The 15,903-nt window shown below is 64.5% G+C and carries 15 protein-coding genes and 1 pseudogene; 12 read left to right on the top strand and 4 right to left on the bottom strand.

What is annotated here, in order from left to right:
• Window position 1 precedes the first annotated feature (1 nt).
• The 8 genes from sdhA to ACK4HJ_RS11470 all read left to right on the top strand — a co-directional run bounded on the left by sdhA (window position 2) and on the right by ACK4HJ_RS11470 (window position 8,733).
• Window positions 2-1,810, top strand: coding sequence for a succinate dehydrogenase flavoprotein subunit (gene sdhA, locus ACK4HJ_RS11505; protein ID WP_409831345.1), 1,809 nt, complete (start codon window positions 2-4; stop codon window positions 1,808-1,810).
• A gap of 22 nt (window positions 1,811-1,832) precedes the next feature.
• Window positions 1,833-2,537 carry a succinate dehydrogenase iron-sulfur subunit gene (locus ACK4HJ_RS11500; protein WP_409831343.1) on the top strand — a complete coding sequence of 235 codons (705 nt, stop codon included), beginning with the start codon at window positions 1,833-1,835 and terminating at the stop codon, window positions 2,535-2,537.
• 17 nt (window positions 2,538-2,554) lie between these two features.
• Entirely contained in the window at window positions 2,555-2,878 is a 324-nt protein-coding gene (locus ACK4HJ_RS11495; RefSeq protein WP_409831340.1) for a succinate dehydrogenase assembly factor 2, read from the top strand.
• A gap of 78 nt (window positions 2,879-2,956) precedes the next feature.
• On the top strand, window positions 2,957-4,267 hold the full coding sequence (locus tag ACK4HJ_RS11490) for a citrate synthase (protein ID WP_094287176.1): 1,311 nt from the start codon (window positions 2,957-2,959) through the stop codon (window positions 4,265-4,267).
• A gap of 226 nt (window positions 4,268-4,493) precedes the next feature.
• On the top strand, window positions 4,494-4,760 hold the full coding sequence (locus ACK4HJ_RS11485; protein WP_063462852.1) for a metal/formaldehyde-sensitive transcriptional repressor: 267 nt from the start codon (window positions 4,494-4,496) through the stop codon (window positions 4,758-4,760).
• A 47-nt stretch (window positions 4,761-4,807) separates the two neighbouring features.
• Window positions 4,808-5,923: an S-(hydroxymethyl)glutathione dehydrogenase/class III alcohol dehydrogenase gene (locus tag ACK4HJ_RS11480; protein WP_409831336.1), complete on the top strand. Its 1,116-nt coding sequence runs from the start codon at window positions 4,808-4,810 to the stop codon at window positions 5,921-5,923.
• A 129-nt stretch (window positions 5,924-6,052) separates the two neighbouring features.
• Window positions 6,053-6,949 (top strand): S-formylglutathione hydrolase, encoded by an 897-nt coding sequence (fghA, locus tag ACK4HJ_RS11475; protein WP_409831334.1) that lies wholly within the window; start codon window positions 6,053-6,055, stop codon window positions 6,947-6,949.
• Window positions 6,950-6,984: 35 nt separating this feature from the next.
• Entirely contained in the window at window positions 6,985-8,733 is a 1,749-nt protein-coding gene (locus ACK4HJ_RS11470) for a phosphoethanolamine transferase (protein WP_409831331.1), read from the top strand.
• A gap of 60 nt (window positions 8,734-8,793) precedes the next feature.
• Here ACK4HJ_RS11470 and ACK4HJ_RS11465 read toward each other — a convergent pair whose 3' ends face one another.
• On the bottom strand, window positions 8,794-9,783 hold the full coding sequence (locus tag ACK4HJ_RS11465; protein WP_409831530.1) for an NAD(P)H-quinone oxidoreductase: 990 nt from the start codon (window positions 9,781-9,783) through the stop codon (window positions 8,794-8,796).
• Between the two features lie 183 nt (window positions 9,784-9,966).
• Between ACK4HJ_RS11465 and ACK4HJ_RS11460 the strand changes: the two genes are divergently transcribed.
• The gene (locus tag ACK4HJ_RS11460) at window positions 9,967-10,836 is read left to right on the top strand and encodes a LysR family transcriptional regulator (protein ID WP_409831328.1); all 870 of its coding nucleotides are present in this window, start codon (window positions 9,967-9,969) and stop codon (window positions 10,834-10,836) included.
• Between the two features lie 117 nt (window positions 10,837-10,953).
• Window positions 10,954-11,241: a GNAT family N-acetyltransferase gene (locus tag ACK4HJ_RS11455; RefSeq protein WP_409831326.1), complete on the top strand. Its 288-nt coding sequence runs from the start codon at window positions 10,954-10,956 to the stop codon at window positions 11,239-11,241.
• Window positions 11,242-11,569: 328 nt separating this feature from the next.
• On the opposite strand, the gene ACK4HJ_RS11450 is transcribed toward ACK4HJ_RS11455, so the two are convergent.
• From ACK4HJ_RS11450 to ACK4HJ_RS11440, 3 genes are all read right to left on the bottom strand, one after another.
• Entirely contained in the window at window positions 11,570-12,457 is an 888-nt protein-coding gene (locus ACK4HJ_RS11450; protein WP_409831528.1) for an SDR family oxidoreductase, read from the bottom strand.
• 36 nt (window positions 12,458-12,493) lie between these two features.
• Complete coding sequence (locus ACK4HJ_RS11445; protein WP_409831323.1) at window positions 12,494-13,276, bottom strand: helix-turn-helix domain-containing protein; 783 nt, start codon at window positions 13,274-13,276, stop codon at window positions 12,494-12,496.
• A 418-nt stretch (window positions 13,277-13,694) separates the two neighbouring features.
• Window positions 13,695-14,615 (bottom strand): LysR family transcriptional regulator, encoded by a 921-nt coding sequence (locus ACK4HJ_RS11440; RefSeq protein ID WP_409831321.1) that lies wholly within the window; start codon window positions 14,613-14,615, stop codon window positions 13,695-13,697.
• A gap of 102 nt (window positions 14,616-14,717) precedes the next feature.
• Between ACK4HJ_RS11440 and ACK4HJ_RS11435 the strand changes: the two genes are divergently transcribed.
• A complete protein-coding gene (locus ACK4HJ_RS11435) occupies window positions 14,718-15,044 on the top strand; it encodes a nuclear transport factor 2 family protein (protein WP_409831318.1) in 327 nt (108 codons plus the stop codon).
• Window positions 15,041-15,703 (top strand): annotated as a pseudogene (locus tag ACK4HJ_RS11430) (SDR family oxidoreductase). The gene ACK4HJ_RS11435 and the pseudogene ACK4HJ_RS11430 overlap by 4 nt, the downstream one beginning before the upstream one ends.
• Window positions 15,704-15,903: the final 200 nt, after the last annotated feature.

Raw genomic sequence — 15,903 nt, 5'->3', positions numbered from 1 at the left:
AATGAGCTACACCAACGCAAACATCACCAAGCGCAAGTTCGACGTCATCATCGTCGGCGCCGGCGGTTCCGGCATGCGCGCATCGTTGCAACTCGCTCGCGCGGGTCTGAACGTTGCGGTGCTTTCCAAAGTGTTTCCCACCCGCTCACACACGGTGGCGGCGCAGGGCGGCATCGGCGCCTCGCTGGGCAACATGTCCGAGGACAACTGGCACTACCACTTCTACGACACCATCAAGGGCTCGGACTGGCTCGGTGACCAGGACGCTATCGAGTTCATGTGCCGCGAAGCGCCCAAGGTCGTGTACGACCTGGAACACATGGGCATGCCGTTTGACCGCAACGCCGATGGCACGATCTACCAGCGCCCCTTCGGTGGCCACACGGCCAACTATGGCGAAAAACCGGTGCAACGCGCCTGCGCGGCCGCGGACCGTACAGGCCATGCCATGCTGCACACGCTGTACCAGCAGAACGTCAAGGCCCGCACCAACTTCTTCGTGGAGTGGATGGCCCTGGACCTGATCCGCGACGCCGACGGCGACGTGGTGGGCGTGACGGCGCTGGAAATGGAAACCGGCGACCTGCACATCCTCGAAGCCAAGACCACGCTGCTGGCCACCGGTGGCGCAGGCCGCATCTTTGCCGCCTCGACCAACGCCTTCATCAACACCGGTGACGGCCTGGGCATGGCAGCGCGCGCGGGCATTCCACTGGAAGACATGGAGTTCTGGCAGTTCCACCCCACCGGCGTGGCCGGCGCGGGCGTGCTGCTGACCGAAGGTTGCCGCGGTGAAGGCGCGATTCTGCTCAACAGCAACGGCGAACGCTTCATGGAGCGCTATGCGCCCACGCTGAAGGACCTGGCCCCGCGCGACTTCGTGTCCCGCTCGATGGACCAGGAAATCAAGGAAGGCCGTGGCTGTGGCCCCAACAAGGACTACGTGCTGCTCAAGCTCGACCACCTGGGCGCCGACACCATCCACAAGCGTCTGCCTTCGGTGTACGAAATCGGCGTCAACTTCGCCAACGTCGACATCACCAAGGAACCGATCCCTGTGGTGCCCACCATCCACTACCAGATGGGTGGCATCCCCACCAACATTAACGGCCAGGTCGTGGTGCAGCAAGGCGGCAACGACAACCTGGTGGTCAACGGCCTGTACGCAGTGGGCGAATGCTCTTGCGTCAGCGTGCACGGCGCCAACCGCCTGGGCACCAACTCGCTGCTGGACTTGCTGGTGTTTGGCCGCGCGGCGGGCAACCACATCGTCGAGTTCAACGACAAAAACAAGAACCACAAGCCCCTGCCCAAGGACGCGGCCGACCGCACCCTTGAGCGCCTCAACCGCCTGCAAGGCGCCAGCAGCGGCGAATACGCGCAGGACGTGGCCAACGACATCCGCGCCAGCATGCAACTGCACGCCGGCGTGTTCCGCACGCAAGCGAGCATGGACGAAGGCGTCAAGAAGATCGCCGAGCTGCGCAACCGCGTGAACAGCGTGGGCCTGAAGGACCACTCCAAGGTGTTCAACACCGCGCGCATCGAAGCGCTGGAAGTCGAGAACCTGATCGAAGCCGCGCAAGCCACCATGGTGTCTGCCGCTGCCCGCAAGGAATGCCGTGGCGCCCACACCGTGAGCGACTACGAGCGCCCCGCAGACGACCCCGTGGCGCCACTGGGCCGCGACGATGCCAACTGGATGAAGCACACCCTGTGGCACAGCGAGAGCAACAGCCTGACCTACAAGCCCGTCAAACTCAAACCCCTGACCGTGGACTCAGTTCCGCCCAAGGTTCGCACGTTCTAAACGGATACAGGAGCACCCCACCATGGCAAAACGCACCTTCCAAATCTACCGCTACGATCCTGACAAGGACGCCAAGCCCTACATGCAGACCGTCGAAGTGGAACTCGACGGCAGCGAACGTATGCTGCTGGACGCACTGATGAAGCTCAAGGCGCAAGACCCTACCCTGTCGTTCCGCCGCTCCTGCCGCGAAGGTGTTTGTGGCTCGGACGCCATGAACATCAACGGCAAGAACGGTCTGGCCTGCCTGACCAACATGAACACGCTGCCCGGCACCGTGGTCCTGAAGCCCCTGCCCGGCCTGCCGGTCATCCGCGACCTGATCGTGGACATGACGCAGTTCTTCAAGCAGTACAACTCGATCAAGCCCTACCTCATCAACGACAACGTGCCGCCCGAAACGGAGCGCCTGCAGTCGCCTGAGGAGCGCGAAGAACTCAACGGCCTGTACGAGTGCATTCTGTGCGCCAGCTGCTCCACCAGCTGCCCCAGCTTCTGGTGGAACCCCGACAAGTTCGTGGGCCCCGCTGGCCTGCTGCAGGCCTACCGGTTCATCGCCGACAGCCGGGATGAAGCGACTTCCCAGCGCCTGGACAACCTCGAAGACCCGTACCGCCTGTTCCGCTGCCACACCATCATGAACTGCGTGGACGTGTGCCCCAAGGGCCTGAACCCCACGATGGCCATCGGCAAGATCAAGGAACTGATGGTGCGCCGCGCCATCTGACCTGCCACGGGACCACCATGGGCGAAGCAATCGCAACCCCCGCACCTGCCGCAGCGTCCCCGCTGCTGTCGGAACGCGAACTCAGCAAGCTGCACTGGCGCTGCCGGCGCGGCCTGCTGGAGAACGATCTGTTCATCGAACGGTTCTTCGCCCGTTTCGAGCCCGAGCTCAACCAGCGCCACGCCCAGGGCCTTGCGGCCCTGATGGATCTGTCAGACAACGATCTTCTGGACCTGCTGCTTCGGCGCAAGGAACCCCAGGAGGCCCTGGATGTGCCCGAGGTGCATGAAGTGCTCGGCATGCTGCGGCAAAGTGGCGGCACCCCCGTGCTGGCGGCCTGAAGAGCGGGTTCTCTCGCTCGGCAAAGCCCTCAGCCCCTCAAGACCGGATGATCATCGGCAAACCAAAGGAAAGTAACAATGAAGCTAGCTGACAACAAAGCCACCCTGTCCTTCAGCAATGGCAGCCCCAGCGTGGACCTGCCGGTCTACCAGGGCAGCATTGGCCCGGACGTCATCGACATCCGGAAGCTGTACGCGCAGACGGGCATGTTCACCTATGACCCCGGCTTCCTGTCAACGGCAGCCACCCAGTCCGCCATCACCTACATCGATGGCGACAAGGGCGAGTTGCTGTACCGCGGCTATCCCATTGAGCAGTTGGCTGAAAACTGCGACTTCCTGGAAACCTGCCACCTGCTGCTGTACGGCGATCTGCCGAACGTGGCGCAAAAGGCCGACTTCACCAGCCGCGTGACCAACCACACCATGGTCAACGAGCAGATGCAGTTCTTCCTGCGTGGCTTCCGCCGCGACGCTCACCCCATGGCTGTGCTGACCGGCCTGGTGGGCGCCCTGTCGGCCTTCTACCACGACAGCACGGACATCAACAATCCGCAGCACCGCGAGATCGCCGCGATCCGCCTGATCGCCAAGATGCCCACCCTGGTCGCCATGGCCTACAAGTACGGCATGGGCCAGCCCTACATGTACCCGCAGAACAACCTGTCCTACGCAGGCAACTTCCTGCGCATGATGTTCGGCACGCCCTGCGAAGAGTACAAGGTCAACCCCGTGCTGGAACGCGCGCTGGACCGCATCTTCATCCTGCATGCAGACCACGAGCAGAACGCCTCGACCTCCACCGTGCGCCTGTGCGGCTCGTCGGGCACCAACCCTTTCGCTGCCATCGCTGCGGGCGTGGCCTGCCTCTGGGGCCCCGCCCACGGTGGCGCCAACGAAGCAGCTCTCAACATGCTGTACGACATCCAGGCCCAAGGCGGCGTGGAAAAGATCGGCGACTTCATCAAGCAGGTCAAGGACAAGAACTCCGGCGTCAAGCTCATGGGCTTTGGCCACCGCGTGTACAAGAACTACGACCCCCGCGCCAAGCTCATGCAGGAAACCTGCAATGAAGTGCTGGCCGAGCTGGGCCTGGAAAACGACCCGCTGTTCAAGCTGGCCAAGGAACTGGAAAAGATCGCCCTGGAAGACGACTACTTCGTGCAGCGCAAGCTCTACCCGAACGTGGACTTCTACTCCGGCATCGTGCAGCGCGCCATCGGCATTCCCGTGAACCTGTTCACCGGCATCTTCAGCCTGGCCCGCACCGTCGGCTGGATCGCCCAGCTGAACGAAATGATCGGCGACCCCGAGTACAAGATCGGCCGCCCCCGCCAGCTGTTCACCGGCTCCGTGCGCCGCGACGTGCCCCCACTGGCCAGCCGCTGATCGCTGGCACGGCGCCCAGCGCGCCGTCCGCCCCTCCCCAAGCCCGCAGGCCTTGTGCCTGCGGGCTTTTTTCATGGGCGCCCCACGCAGGCCAAGCCCTGCTGGATGCACATACTCCCCCCTAGTTAAAAGGCTTTTTAACGGCCTACCGCTCGACCAGCATGGGGCTATCTTTTATACTGCCACCCAGTACACAGGCGGCACCCGCGCCCCACACCCGCAGCCCATGCCCCACACCCCCGAAGACAAGCAACGCGCCATCACCCGCCTGCGCCGCATCAAGGGCCAGGCCGAGGCGCTGGAGCGCGCCGTGGAGGCGGGCAGCGACTGCGCCCCCATCCTGCAGCAGCTGGCCGCCATGCGCGGCGCCGTGCACGGGCTGATGGCCGACCTGCTCGACAGCCATGTGCGCGAGACGCTGGCCGAGAAACCCGCGCCATCCCAGGCAGCGATCGACGAAACCCTGGCCCTGCTCCGGTCGTACCTCAAATAGACAGACCGCCCACCCCCATTCACCCGATTGACCGAAAGGACCACCCCATGAAATCCCGTGCCGCCGTTGCCTTCAAAGCCGGAGAACCCCTGCAGATCGTCGAGATCGACGTGGCCCCGCCCAAGAAGGGCGAAGTGCTCATCCGCATCACCGACACCGGCGTGTGCCACACCGACGCCTTCACCCTGAGTGGTGACGACCCCGAAGGCCTGTTCCCCGTGGTGCTGGGCCATGAAGGCGCGGGCATCGTGGTGGAAGTGGGCGAAGGCGTGACGAGCGTGAAGCCCGGCGACCATGTGATCCCGCTCTACACCGCCGAATGCGGCGAATGCCTGTTCTGCAAGAGCGGCAAGACCAACCTGTGCGTGAGCGTGCGCGCCACGCAGGGCAAGGGCGTGATGCCCGACGGCACCACGCGCTTCAGCTACAACGGCCAGCCGATTTACCACTACATGGGCTGCAGCACCTTCAGCGAATACACCGTGGTGGCGGAGGTCTCGCTGGCCAAGGTCAACCCTAACGCCAACCCCGAGCAAGTCTGCCTGCTGGGCTGCGGCGTGACCACGGGCCTGGGCGCCGTGAAGAACACCGCCAAGGTGCAAGAGGGCGACACGGTGGCTGTGTTCGGCCTGGGTGGCATTGGCCTGGCGGTGATCCAGGGCGCCAAGCTGGCCAAGGCCGGGCGCATCATTGCCATCGACACCAACCCCTCCAAGTTCGACCTGGCCCGCACCTTTGGCGCGACCGACTGCGTCAACCCCAAGGACTTCGACAAGCCGATCCAGCAGGTCATCGTGGAGATGACGACCTGGGGCGTGGACCACAGCTTTGAGTGCATTGGAAACGTCAACGTGATGCGCGCCGCACTCGAATGCGCGCACCGCGGCTGGGGCCAGTCGGTCATCATCGGCGTGGCAGGCGCGGGGCAGGAGATCAGTACCCGCCCCTTCCAGCTCGTCACCGGCCGCAAGTGGATGGGCACGGCGTTTGGCGGCGTCAAGGGCCGCAGCGAGCTGCCCGGCATGGTCGAAGACGCGATGGCGGGCAAGATCCAACTCGCGCCGTTTGTCACGCACACCATGGGCCTGAAGGACATCAACGAAGCGTTTGATTTGATGCACGAAGGCAAGTCGATCCGCTCGGTCGTCAAGTACGCGGCCTGACACTGCTGCAACGCCACTATCAAATCCATAGCTGCCAGCGCTTGTCAATCAATGAAATCAAGAAGATAAGACTTGCAACCATTGAACAGCAAGCGCTAGCAGCTATACAAAACAGAGCAAACCACCACCATGTCCCCACCCTTTGAACTCCTGGGCAGCCACAGCTGCTTTGGCGGCGAGCAGCGCTTTTACCGGCACGACTCCGCAGCCATCGGCCTGCCGATGAAGTTTGCGGTGTACCTGCCCCCGCAGGCCATCCAAGGCCCCGTGCCCGCCGTGCTGTACCTGGCGGGGCTGACCTGCAACGAGGAAACCTTTGCCATCAAGGCCGGCGCGCAGCGTGTAGCGGCCGAGCTGGGCCTGGCCGTGATCGCGCCCGACACCAGCCCCCGCGGCGAAGCGGCAGAGTCGCTGCCAGGTGCCACCGACAGCTGGGACTTCGGCATTGGGGCGGGCTTTTACCTGGACGCGACGCAGGAGCCCTGGCGCACCCACTGGCGCATGGAAAGCTACTTGATGAACGACCTGCTGCCCCAGGTGGCCGAGCAGCTACCCGTCGACGGAAAGCGCTTGGGAATCTTCGGCCACAGCATGGGCGGCCACGGCGCGCTGACGCTGGCCCTGCGCCACCCGGGCCGGTTCCGCAGCGTGTCGGCCTTTGCGCCCCTCTGCGCGCCGATGCAGTGCCCCTGGGGCACCAAGGCGTTCAGCGGCTACCTGGGCGACGACACCACCATTTGGCTGGAGCACGACGCCACCGTGCTCATGCAGCACCAGCCCATTGCCCCGTACCCGGGCGTCATCCTCATCGACCAGGGACTGGCCGACAAATTCCTGGCAGACCAGCTGCACCCCCAGTTGCTGGAAGCCGCCTGCGCCGCCATCGGACAGCCGCTCACGCTGCGCCGCCATGCGGGATATGACCACGGCTACTACTTTGTGCAGAGCTTCATGGCCGACCACCTGCGGCACCACGCGCAGCAGCTCCTGGCGCTGCCCTCCTCCGCAGAGGCTCCCGCACGTTAATGCGCCCTTAAGGCTGGGGCGCCACAGTGCGCGCCATGTCTCTGATCCTGCAGCGCCTGCTGCACCCCCACCTGGCTGCAGGCGCCGCGCGGCAAGCCTCGTCCACGACCTCGCAACCCGCGCCACTGCACCCCGTGTGGGTGGTGGTGCTCATCAGCACCTGGCTGGCCACGGCCTGCAACGTGCCTCTGTGGCGCGAGGTGGCCCAGCTGCCGGGCCAGGGCAGCCTGCGCGGCTGGGGGTTTGCCGTTGCGTTCGCCATCATCGTGGCCGCCGGCAATGCCGCCCTGCTGAGCCTCCTGGCCTGGCGCTGGACGCTCAAGCCCGCCGCAGCACTGATGGTGGTGATGGCCGCCTTTGGTGCCTATTTCATGCTCGCCTACGGCATTGCCATCGACGCCAGCATGCTGACCAACGTCCTGCAGACCGATGCCCACGAAACCACCGACCTGCTGAGCTGGCGCATGCTGTTCACCGTGCTGGCCCTCGCCGCGCCCCCGCTGCTGTGGCTGTACCGCACCCCGCTGCAGCGCCTGGGCGCCCTGCGCCACGCGGCCCACAACGCGGCCCTGCTGGGGGGCGCCGTGGCACTGGCCGTACTGTGCCTGCTGCTGGTGTTCCAGGACTTTGCGTCCACCATGCGCAACCACACGCGGCTGCGCTACCTCATCAACCCGCTCAACAGCGTGTACGCCCTGGGCCACATCGCCACCCGGCCATTGCGCATGAACACCACCCAGCTGCTGCCCGTGGGTCGCGACGCCCAGCTTGGCGCCAGCTATGCGGGCCAGGCCAAGTCCCCGCTCTTGGTGCTGGTGCTGGGCGAAACCGGCCGCAGCGGCAACTTCGGCATCAACGGCTATGAGCGCAACACCACACCGCTGCTCGCGGCCCGCACAGACCTCGTCAGCGCCCGCAATGCGTGGTCGTGCGGCACCAGCACCGCAGCATCGGTGCCCTGCATGTTCTCGCACCTGGGCCGCACGGGCTATGAAGCGCGCGCTGCCAACTTTGAAAGCCTCATCGACGTGCTGCACCACGCAGGCCTGGCCGTGCTGTGGGTGGACAACCAGTCCGGCTGCAAAGGCGTGTGCGACCGCATTGGCGAGACCCTCACCAGCGCGCCAAAAAGCCCGACGCCCGACCCTGCCCTGTGCCCCGGCGGCGAGTGCCTGGACCGCGTGATGCTGCAAGACCTGGACACCCGCATCGCAGCCCTGCCCGCGGAACAGCGCCAGCGCGGCACCGTGGTCGTGCTGCACCAGATGGGCAGCCACGGCCCCGCGTACTACAAACGCTCGGCGCCCGACAACAAGAAGTTTGGCCCCGAATGCACATCCACCGCCCTGCAGGAGTGTGAGCGCCAGCAGGTCGTCAACGCGTATGACAACAGCGTCGTGGAGACGGACTTTTTCCTCGACTCAGTGCTTAAGTGGCTCGCAGCGCAGGATAGCAAAGCGCAAACAGCTATGATTTATGTAGCAGACCATGGCGAATCACTGGGCGAGAACAACCTCTACCTGCACGGCCTGCCCTACTCCATTGCGCCCGACGTGCAAAAGCATGTGCCGTGGATCACCTGGCTCTCGCCCGCCATGCAGGCGCGCACCCAGGTCGCCACCGGCTGCCTGCAGCACGAGCTGGCCGAGCGGCGCATCACCCACGACAACTACTTTCACTCGGTACTGGGGTTGATGGATGTGAAGACCGGGGCGTACAGCACGGGGCTGGACATGTTTGCAAGTTGCCGACAGGCGGCCGGGGCAGCCAGAGCGGCGGGCTGACGCGGAGTCGGGCGCGCCCGGGCGCCATGCCCCCACCGCAGCAATGAACCTCTGCGCGCCTCAGGCCGCCCCTGGCAGCAGCAGAATCTTGCCGACGTTGACGCCAGATTCCATGCGACTGTGGGCCTGCGCGGCATCTGCCAACGGGTAGGTGCTGTCAATCACCGGCCGGATCGCACCGGCCGCCAGCGCAGGCAGCCACCGCTCGGCAAAGCGCTGCACCATGGCCTGCTTGACCTCGGGCGCGCGCGACTTCATCACCGTGCCAAAGATCTGCAGATGGCGGTACAGCACGGCGTCCATCGGCAACGTGGCGCCTTGCGCGCCACCCAGCAAGCCCACGGCCACCATGCGCCCGCCCACGGCCAACGACCGCACGTTGCGCTCCAGGTATGGCGCACCAATGAAGTCGATCACCACGTCCACACCTTTGCCGTCCGTTGCCTGCGCCACCACGGCCGCAAAGTCCTCGCTGCGGTAATCAATGAACACATCTGCGCCAAAGCCCAGCACTGCATCGCGCTTGTCACCGCTTGCTGTGCCAAACACCCGTGCGCCCGCCGCTTTCGCCAGTTGCACCGCCGCCGAGCCCACGCCGCCTGCGGCTGCGTGGATCAGCACCGACTCGCCCGCCTGCAGGTTGGCCAGGTGGAACAGCGCCTCGTGTGCAGTCACAAACACCTCTGCCACCGCACCCGCTGCCACCAGGCCCAGGCCGTCCGGCACATGCATGGCCATGCGGTGGTCGATGCGCGACAGCTCGGCGTAGGCCCCGCCGCCCACAATGCCCATCACACGGTCGCCCACGGCAAAGCCGCGCACCAGCGGGCCCACCGCGACCACCGTGCCCGCGATCTCCAGCCCCATGGTGTCCGCATCGCCAAAGTAGGCGCGACCGTAAGCCCCCTTGCGGTGCAACAGATCAGCGCGGTTCACGCCGATGGAGGCGTTGCGCACCAACAGGTCGTGCGGACGCACCTCGGGGGTCGGGACCTCCCGGGCCACCAGCACCTCAGGCCCACCGAAGTCGTCGAACACGATGGCCTGCATGGTGGGTGGTACGGCGGTTTGCACAGTGACGGGATGTTGTTCACTCAAGGCGGTGGGCATGGGTTGCACCTCAAAAATGTCATTCAGGCCTGCAAGGTTACAGCGCCAACGCACAATTCAAACGCAGCAATTTCGCTCTGTAGTGATGCAAAATTGCATCATGCCCATCCGATGAACACCACCATGAACTGGGACGACACCCGCGTCTTTCTCGCGCTGACAAGAGCCCCCTCCTTGCGCGCCGCCGCGCGCAGCCTGGGCATCGACCAGGCCACCGTGGGGCGGCGGCTGAATGCACTGGAGGCCGAGCTGGGCGCCAAGTTGTTCCTGCGTGCCAAAGATGGATACCTGCTCACGCCGGCAGGCGAAACGGCCCTGGCAGCCGCCCGCCGCATGGAAAGCGCAGCCCTCGACCTGCGCACCAAAATCGAAGGCCAGGACGAAAACCCCGGCGGCATCGTGCGCGTCACCAGCACCGACTCCATCGCCATCGACCTGCTGCTGCCCGCCGTCGAGCGCCTGCAGCGGCACTGGCCCCACATCCGTGTGGACCTGGAGGTCTCCACCCAGTTGCTCAGCCTCAGCCGCAGGCAGGTGGACATAGCGTTTCGCAACGTCCGCCCGGAGACGCCCGACCTGGTCGTGCGCCGCGTGGTGTCATGGCCGGTGGGCCTGTTTGCCAGCGCGGCCTATATCGCGCACTTTGGCGAACCCGTGCCCGACGACGAGCTGCGGGGCCACCACCTGGTGGCCTATGGCCCCTACCTGGAGCACAGCCCGTTTCTGACCATGGCCGGTGTGCCAGCCCGCCAGGCCCGCATCGCGATGGCCGTGCGCTCCAGCCTGCTGGTGCGCAAGGCGGTAGCAGCGGGCATTGGCCTGGGTGAAATGCCGGTGTGGATGGGCGAGCGCGAAGGCCTGGTCCGCATCTGGCCCCAACGCCGCCGCGCCACCGATTACGAGGTCTGGCAAGTCATGCACCCCGACCTGCAGCGCACCGCCCGCGTCCGCGCCACGGCAGAGTTTCTGTCGGAGGCATTTGGTCAGGCATAGCGGAAGACGGCATGCTGCTTGGCGCTGCCTTCACAACCCATTCATCAGTCGGTCAGCGGCGGCAATACCTGCTGCGCCATACTCCGGCACCTATTCCACCTGCTTCATTCACCCCCCATGCAACACACCATCCAGCACCAGGAACAAGACGCCAAAGGCGCCTTCACCATCGAGAACGGCGGCCAGCGCCTGGCCGAGATGACCTACAGCCGCACCAACGCCACCATGGTCATCGTGGACCACACCGAAGTGGACCCCGCCCTCAGCGGCCAGGGCGCCGGCCGCGCCCTGCTGGGCGCGCTGGTGCAATGGGCACGCGAAACAGGCACCAAGGTGCTGCCGCTGTGCCCGTTTGCCAAGGCGCAGTTCGACAAGGACCCGGCAATTCGGGATGTGTTGGTGTAGGTCGGGCGTGACGCGCGCTGGCAGCCGGGCCAAAGCCGCTTTCGGTGTGCCGCGGGGAAAGTGATTGCTATTGATTGGATAGCTGCTAGCGCTTTGTGGACAAGCGCTACAGCCAGATATGACTGAATTTTTTGGGTCGAGCTGTGTGTCGAAATAGCGCTTTGCCGAACTGCCGGGTGAGGCGCGCGGCGGCAGAACAACTGCGTAGCAGCGTTTGGTGTTGGCAACTTCGCTCGCTGAAAACCAGCTCAAGCAAGTGCGCTTTACAGGCCCAACAGGATCTTTCCCCGCCCTTCGCGTGCGCGGTCGCGCGTGCAGACGACGCCGGTCACGGCGCCTCCATTTCAAAAGGCGGCACCACCCGGCCATCGATGTCGGTAAAGCCATAAACTTTTGCTAGGTCACCCACACGAAGCACCTGGCCGCTTCGCTCCAGCACTCGGGCATCGCTGGCCAGGGCCACAACCGCACGCCCGAGGTAGCGGGGCGACTCCGTGCGGGCAAGTGCCGGTCGCTCGCGCCAATGGGCCTCGTCGGTTTGGTGACCGGCCAGAACGAACTCGGTGCGCATCCAGCCCGGGGACACCGCCACCGAGGCGACCCCATGAGGCCTCAGCTCCTGTGCCATGCCGAAGGCCAACCGCGTCATTGCGGCTTTGGCGAGGTCGTAGAACAGGTTGCCCTGCATGTAGCGGTCGCGGTCCCAGAACGTCGTGGTCACGATCAGTCCCCGGCCCTGACGCACGAGCATCGGTGCGGCCAGCCTGCTGGAGAGGAGGTGATTGCGAACGCCGCGATCAAACATCGCATCCCAGTGCACCATCGGGCGCTCCCAGAAAGGCGCCTGAAACACGCCATCGAAGGACTCGTGTCCGCCCCAGGCGTTGTTGACGAGGAGATCCAGACGGCCCTGTTCGCGATGCACGCGTTCGAAGAGCGCCTTGACCTGCGCTTCATCCGTGTGATCGCAGGCAACCGCAATGCCCCGGCCGCCCGCGCGTGTCGCCTCTTCGGCTGTCTCGTCGATGCTGCCCGGCACCCGCTCCAGGTTTGACAGCAACGAGATCTGTTCGTAGCCCGGTGCGGCTTCGTCGCGTCGGCTGCGCCCGGTCACGTACACCGTGGCGCCGGCCGCGCCCAGTTCTGTCGCGCAGCCGCGACCAGCGCCACGGCTGGCGCCCGTCACAACGGCAATGCAATTGGTGAGGCTGTTCATCTGCAAGGTGAGGATGGATTCTGGTTGACCGCGACTTTAGGCAGTGTCGCGGTTCGTTGTATTGGAAGAATCCGAAACGACGCGTTGCAGGAACTGTTTCGGCGTCAGGCCGCACAGCGCGCGGAAATCGTTGATGAGATGCGACTGGTCGTAGTACCCAGCGCGCAGTGCAATCTCGGACCATGGCAGCGTCTCGGCCGTCCGCAACAAACGCAGCGTTCCGTGAAGGCGTTGCAGGCGACGCCAGACACTGGGCGCCAGGCCGATGTGCGAGGCGAACAACTGCTGCAGGCGCCGTTCGCTGAGATTCAGCTCGGCGGCCAATGCCCGCACAGAGATATCGCCCCTCGTGGGGCCAAGGCGTCTCGCGGCGTACTCCATCAGCTGGCGCGAGGACTCCAGTGGCCGCTGCATTGCCTGTAGCAACTGCAGCACCCGCTGAACGCGCGTGGGGTCGTCGTTCGCGTCCACCAGTTGCTCGGGTATGTCGCGATGCGCCTTGATGACGATGTCGTCCCATTGCACCGTGAGACCCACCAATTCGCTGGCCGGAACGCCGAACAGTCCCAGTGTTGCCCCGGGATTCAGCGTGATCGAAAGCCCGTGCATGTGGCCATTCATCTTGAGCAAGACTGGGTTGGCCCGCGCCCCGGCGACATGGACGGACGCCGCCCCGCTGTGCAGCACGATGAGCAGACGGGAGGCCCCGTCGGGCAGCACACGCTCTACGACCTCTCGATCAGGGGCGAACCGTTCCTCGTAGGCCGTGACATGGGCCACCGCCGATTGCAGGGTGGCCGGCACGGGAAACTCGGTCAACGTGCTCGCAGGGACGGTGGTCCCAGGCGCACACGACGGGTCTTCTGGCAGTCGGATGTATAGACGTTCTGGCATCTGCAATTCGGCCACCACAACGGGTATAGGGAGTGGGCAGGCGACCGCTCGCAGCAGTCTAGCCGCCGCATTGATGCGTGCAAGATGTCGAATGCGAAGACCAGAACCTGAGCGGCTGCAACGTGGCGCAGACCGCAGGTTTATGAAGCCAAATCAGCCGAGTGCAACCAGCCTCTCACTGCCGATTTCTGCACCTGGTCGCGAAGCGCGGAACGCGAGGTGAAGTGGCCGCCCTCGATACCCTTGCGAACGCGACCGCCACCTTCGACCCGCAGCGAAATGCCCGCCGTAGATGCGCAATCCACGATGATCTACCGAGGCGACGCCCTGATTGCATCGCAAGCTAGTCAGTGTGGCGCTCCGGTTCGAGGTCTTTGTCCAGCAAGCAGTCGATAAATGCGCCCAGCAGTGCTGGCCGATGCTGCCTGTTCGGGTAGTAGAGAAACAGCCCCGGGCGCGAGATCGACCAGTCCGCCAGGACCTGGACCAACCTGCCCTGGGCCAGGTGCTCAGCCACGCCATCCCGTTCAAAGTGGTACGCAATGCCGAGCCCGTGGAGCGCAGCGGCAATGCCAATGTCGGCGTGATTGGTGACGACGGGACCATTCACCGCGACTTCAAGTTTCTGGCCCTTCTTCTCAAACTCCCAACGGTACTGCCTGCCGTCTTTCTGCAGCCGCCAGTTGATGCATGCATGGCTGTGCAAATCGGCGGGGGCCTTGGGCACGCCTCGCTCAGCCAGATAGCCGGGAGACGCGACCGCCACCATGTTCAGGTCTGGCGTGAGGCGGACAGCAATCATGTCCTTCTCAAGCCGACCTCCTACACGGATGCCCGCGTCAAACCGGCCCACAACGATATCGGTCAGAGCGTCGTCAACCACGATGTCGAGCACCACATCGGGGTAGGCCTCATAAAAGCGCGACAGCCTGGGCGCGATGATGGTTCGGGCGGCGATACCCAGCGTGTTGATGCGAAGCGTTCCGGTGGCGTGTCCTGCGGCCTCAGTGGCTTCAGCGACTGCAGCATCCATTTCCCGAAACAGGGGGGCTATGCGCGCATAAAGCAGTTCGCCACTGGCCGAGGGCGCCACGCTTCGGGTCGTGCGATTCAGAAGGCATGTGCCGAGCCGGCCTTCGAGCTGTCGAATGGTCTGGCTGAGCGCAGAGGGTGAGAGGCCCAGGTGTTCTGCCGCGCGGGCAAAGCTGTTGCGCTCGACCACCGCTGCAAATGCTTTCAGCTCAGCAAACTCGAAGCCGCGCATTATGCATTCCTTTCTACACAGCCTATTTCAATTCTAGGCGATTCACTTATTTCTCTGCGACGCGCATTCTTGGGCCTTCATTCACCCGATGGAGCTCTCTGCATGCACCCCTCGACCCTTCCTGAACCGATTGCCGCGTACTTTGCGGCCGAGCACAACCCCGACGCATTGGCGCGTTGCTTCACACCGCAAGCGGTGATGAAGGACGATGGCCACACATACACGGGCGTGGCCGCCATCAAGGCCTTCATGGCCGAGGCATCCGCCAAGTACAGCGCCACAACCGCCCCGTTTGCACTGGACCGTGAGGACGGTGTCCAGGTCGTTCGCGCCAAGGTCACAGGCAACTTCCCTGGGAGCCCGATCAATCTGACCTACCGCTTTCGCCTGGAGCGCGGCCTCATCGCATCGTTGGAGGTGACGGCATGAACTTCGACCTTCACCTGAAAGGGCAGCGTGCCCTGGTTACCGGCGGCACCAAGGGCTTGGGCGCTGCTCTGGTTAAGAGCCTTCAAGAAGTGGGAGTGCAGGTCATGACGACTGCGCGTTCCGCGCCAGACAGGCCACTGGAAGGCGTGACCTACGTCCAGACCGATCTAACGACCGCAGAGGGCGTAAACACGCTGGCGCGCGCGGTGAAGGAACAGTGGGGCTGCGTCGATATCCTGATCAACTCCGTGGGAGGCTCGAACGCGCCACCCGGTGGTTTTTGCGGCACTCGACGACGCCATGTGGCTCAGCGAGCTGAACCTGAACCTGATGCCTGCCGTTCGCCTTGACCGGGCCTTGTTACCGGCCATGCTGGCAAAGGGTGCAGGGGTTGTACTGCACGTGACGTCGATTCAGCGAGTGCTTCCGCTTCCGGAGTCGACCACCGCCTACGCGGCCGCCAAAGGCGCCCTTTCCACCTATAGCAAGTCGTTGTCCAAGGAGGTCACACCCAAAGGGGTGCGCGTATTGCGTGTCTCGCCCGGCTGGATCGAAACCGAGGCTTCCGTGACCTGATCACCTTCCTCGTATCTCCGCGTGCGGCATCTGTGACGGGTTCGGAACACGTGATCGATGGAGGAACGGTTCCCACCGTTTGACATTCGGGTCGGGGCGAAACCTTCAGACCAGGCCCGAAACCGTGAAGCCACGTGCCTCGCAGAGCCAAACATCCGGCACGTGCAGCGGCCTCACGCCTGCGCACAAGTTGGGATAGCGATTGGGAACTGACTCGCTACTCGCTACTCGCTACTGTATTGATAGCTGCTAGCGCTTTACAGATAAGCGCTAACAGCCACTA

The sequence above is a fragment of the Acidovorax sp. genome, assembly GCF_046294525.1.
GTDB lineage: Bacteria > Pseudomonadota > Gammaproteobacteria > Burkholderiales > Burkholderiaceae_C > Acidovorax.
The sequence above is the reverse complement of the archived record's forward strand: the minus strand, read 5'-3'. Positions and strand labels throughout refer to the sequence as shown.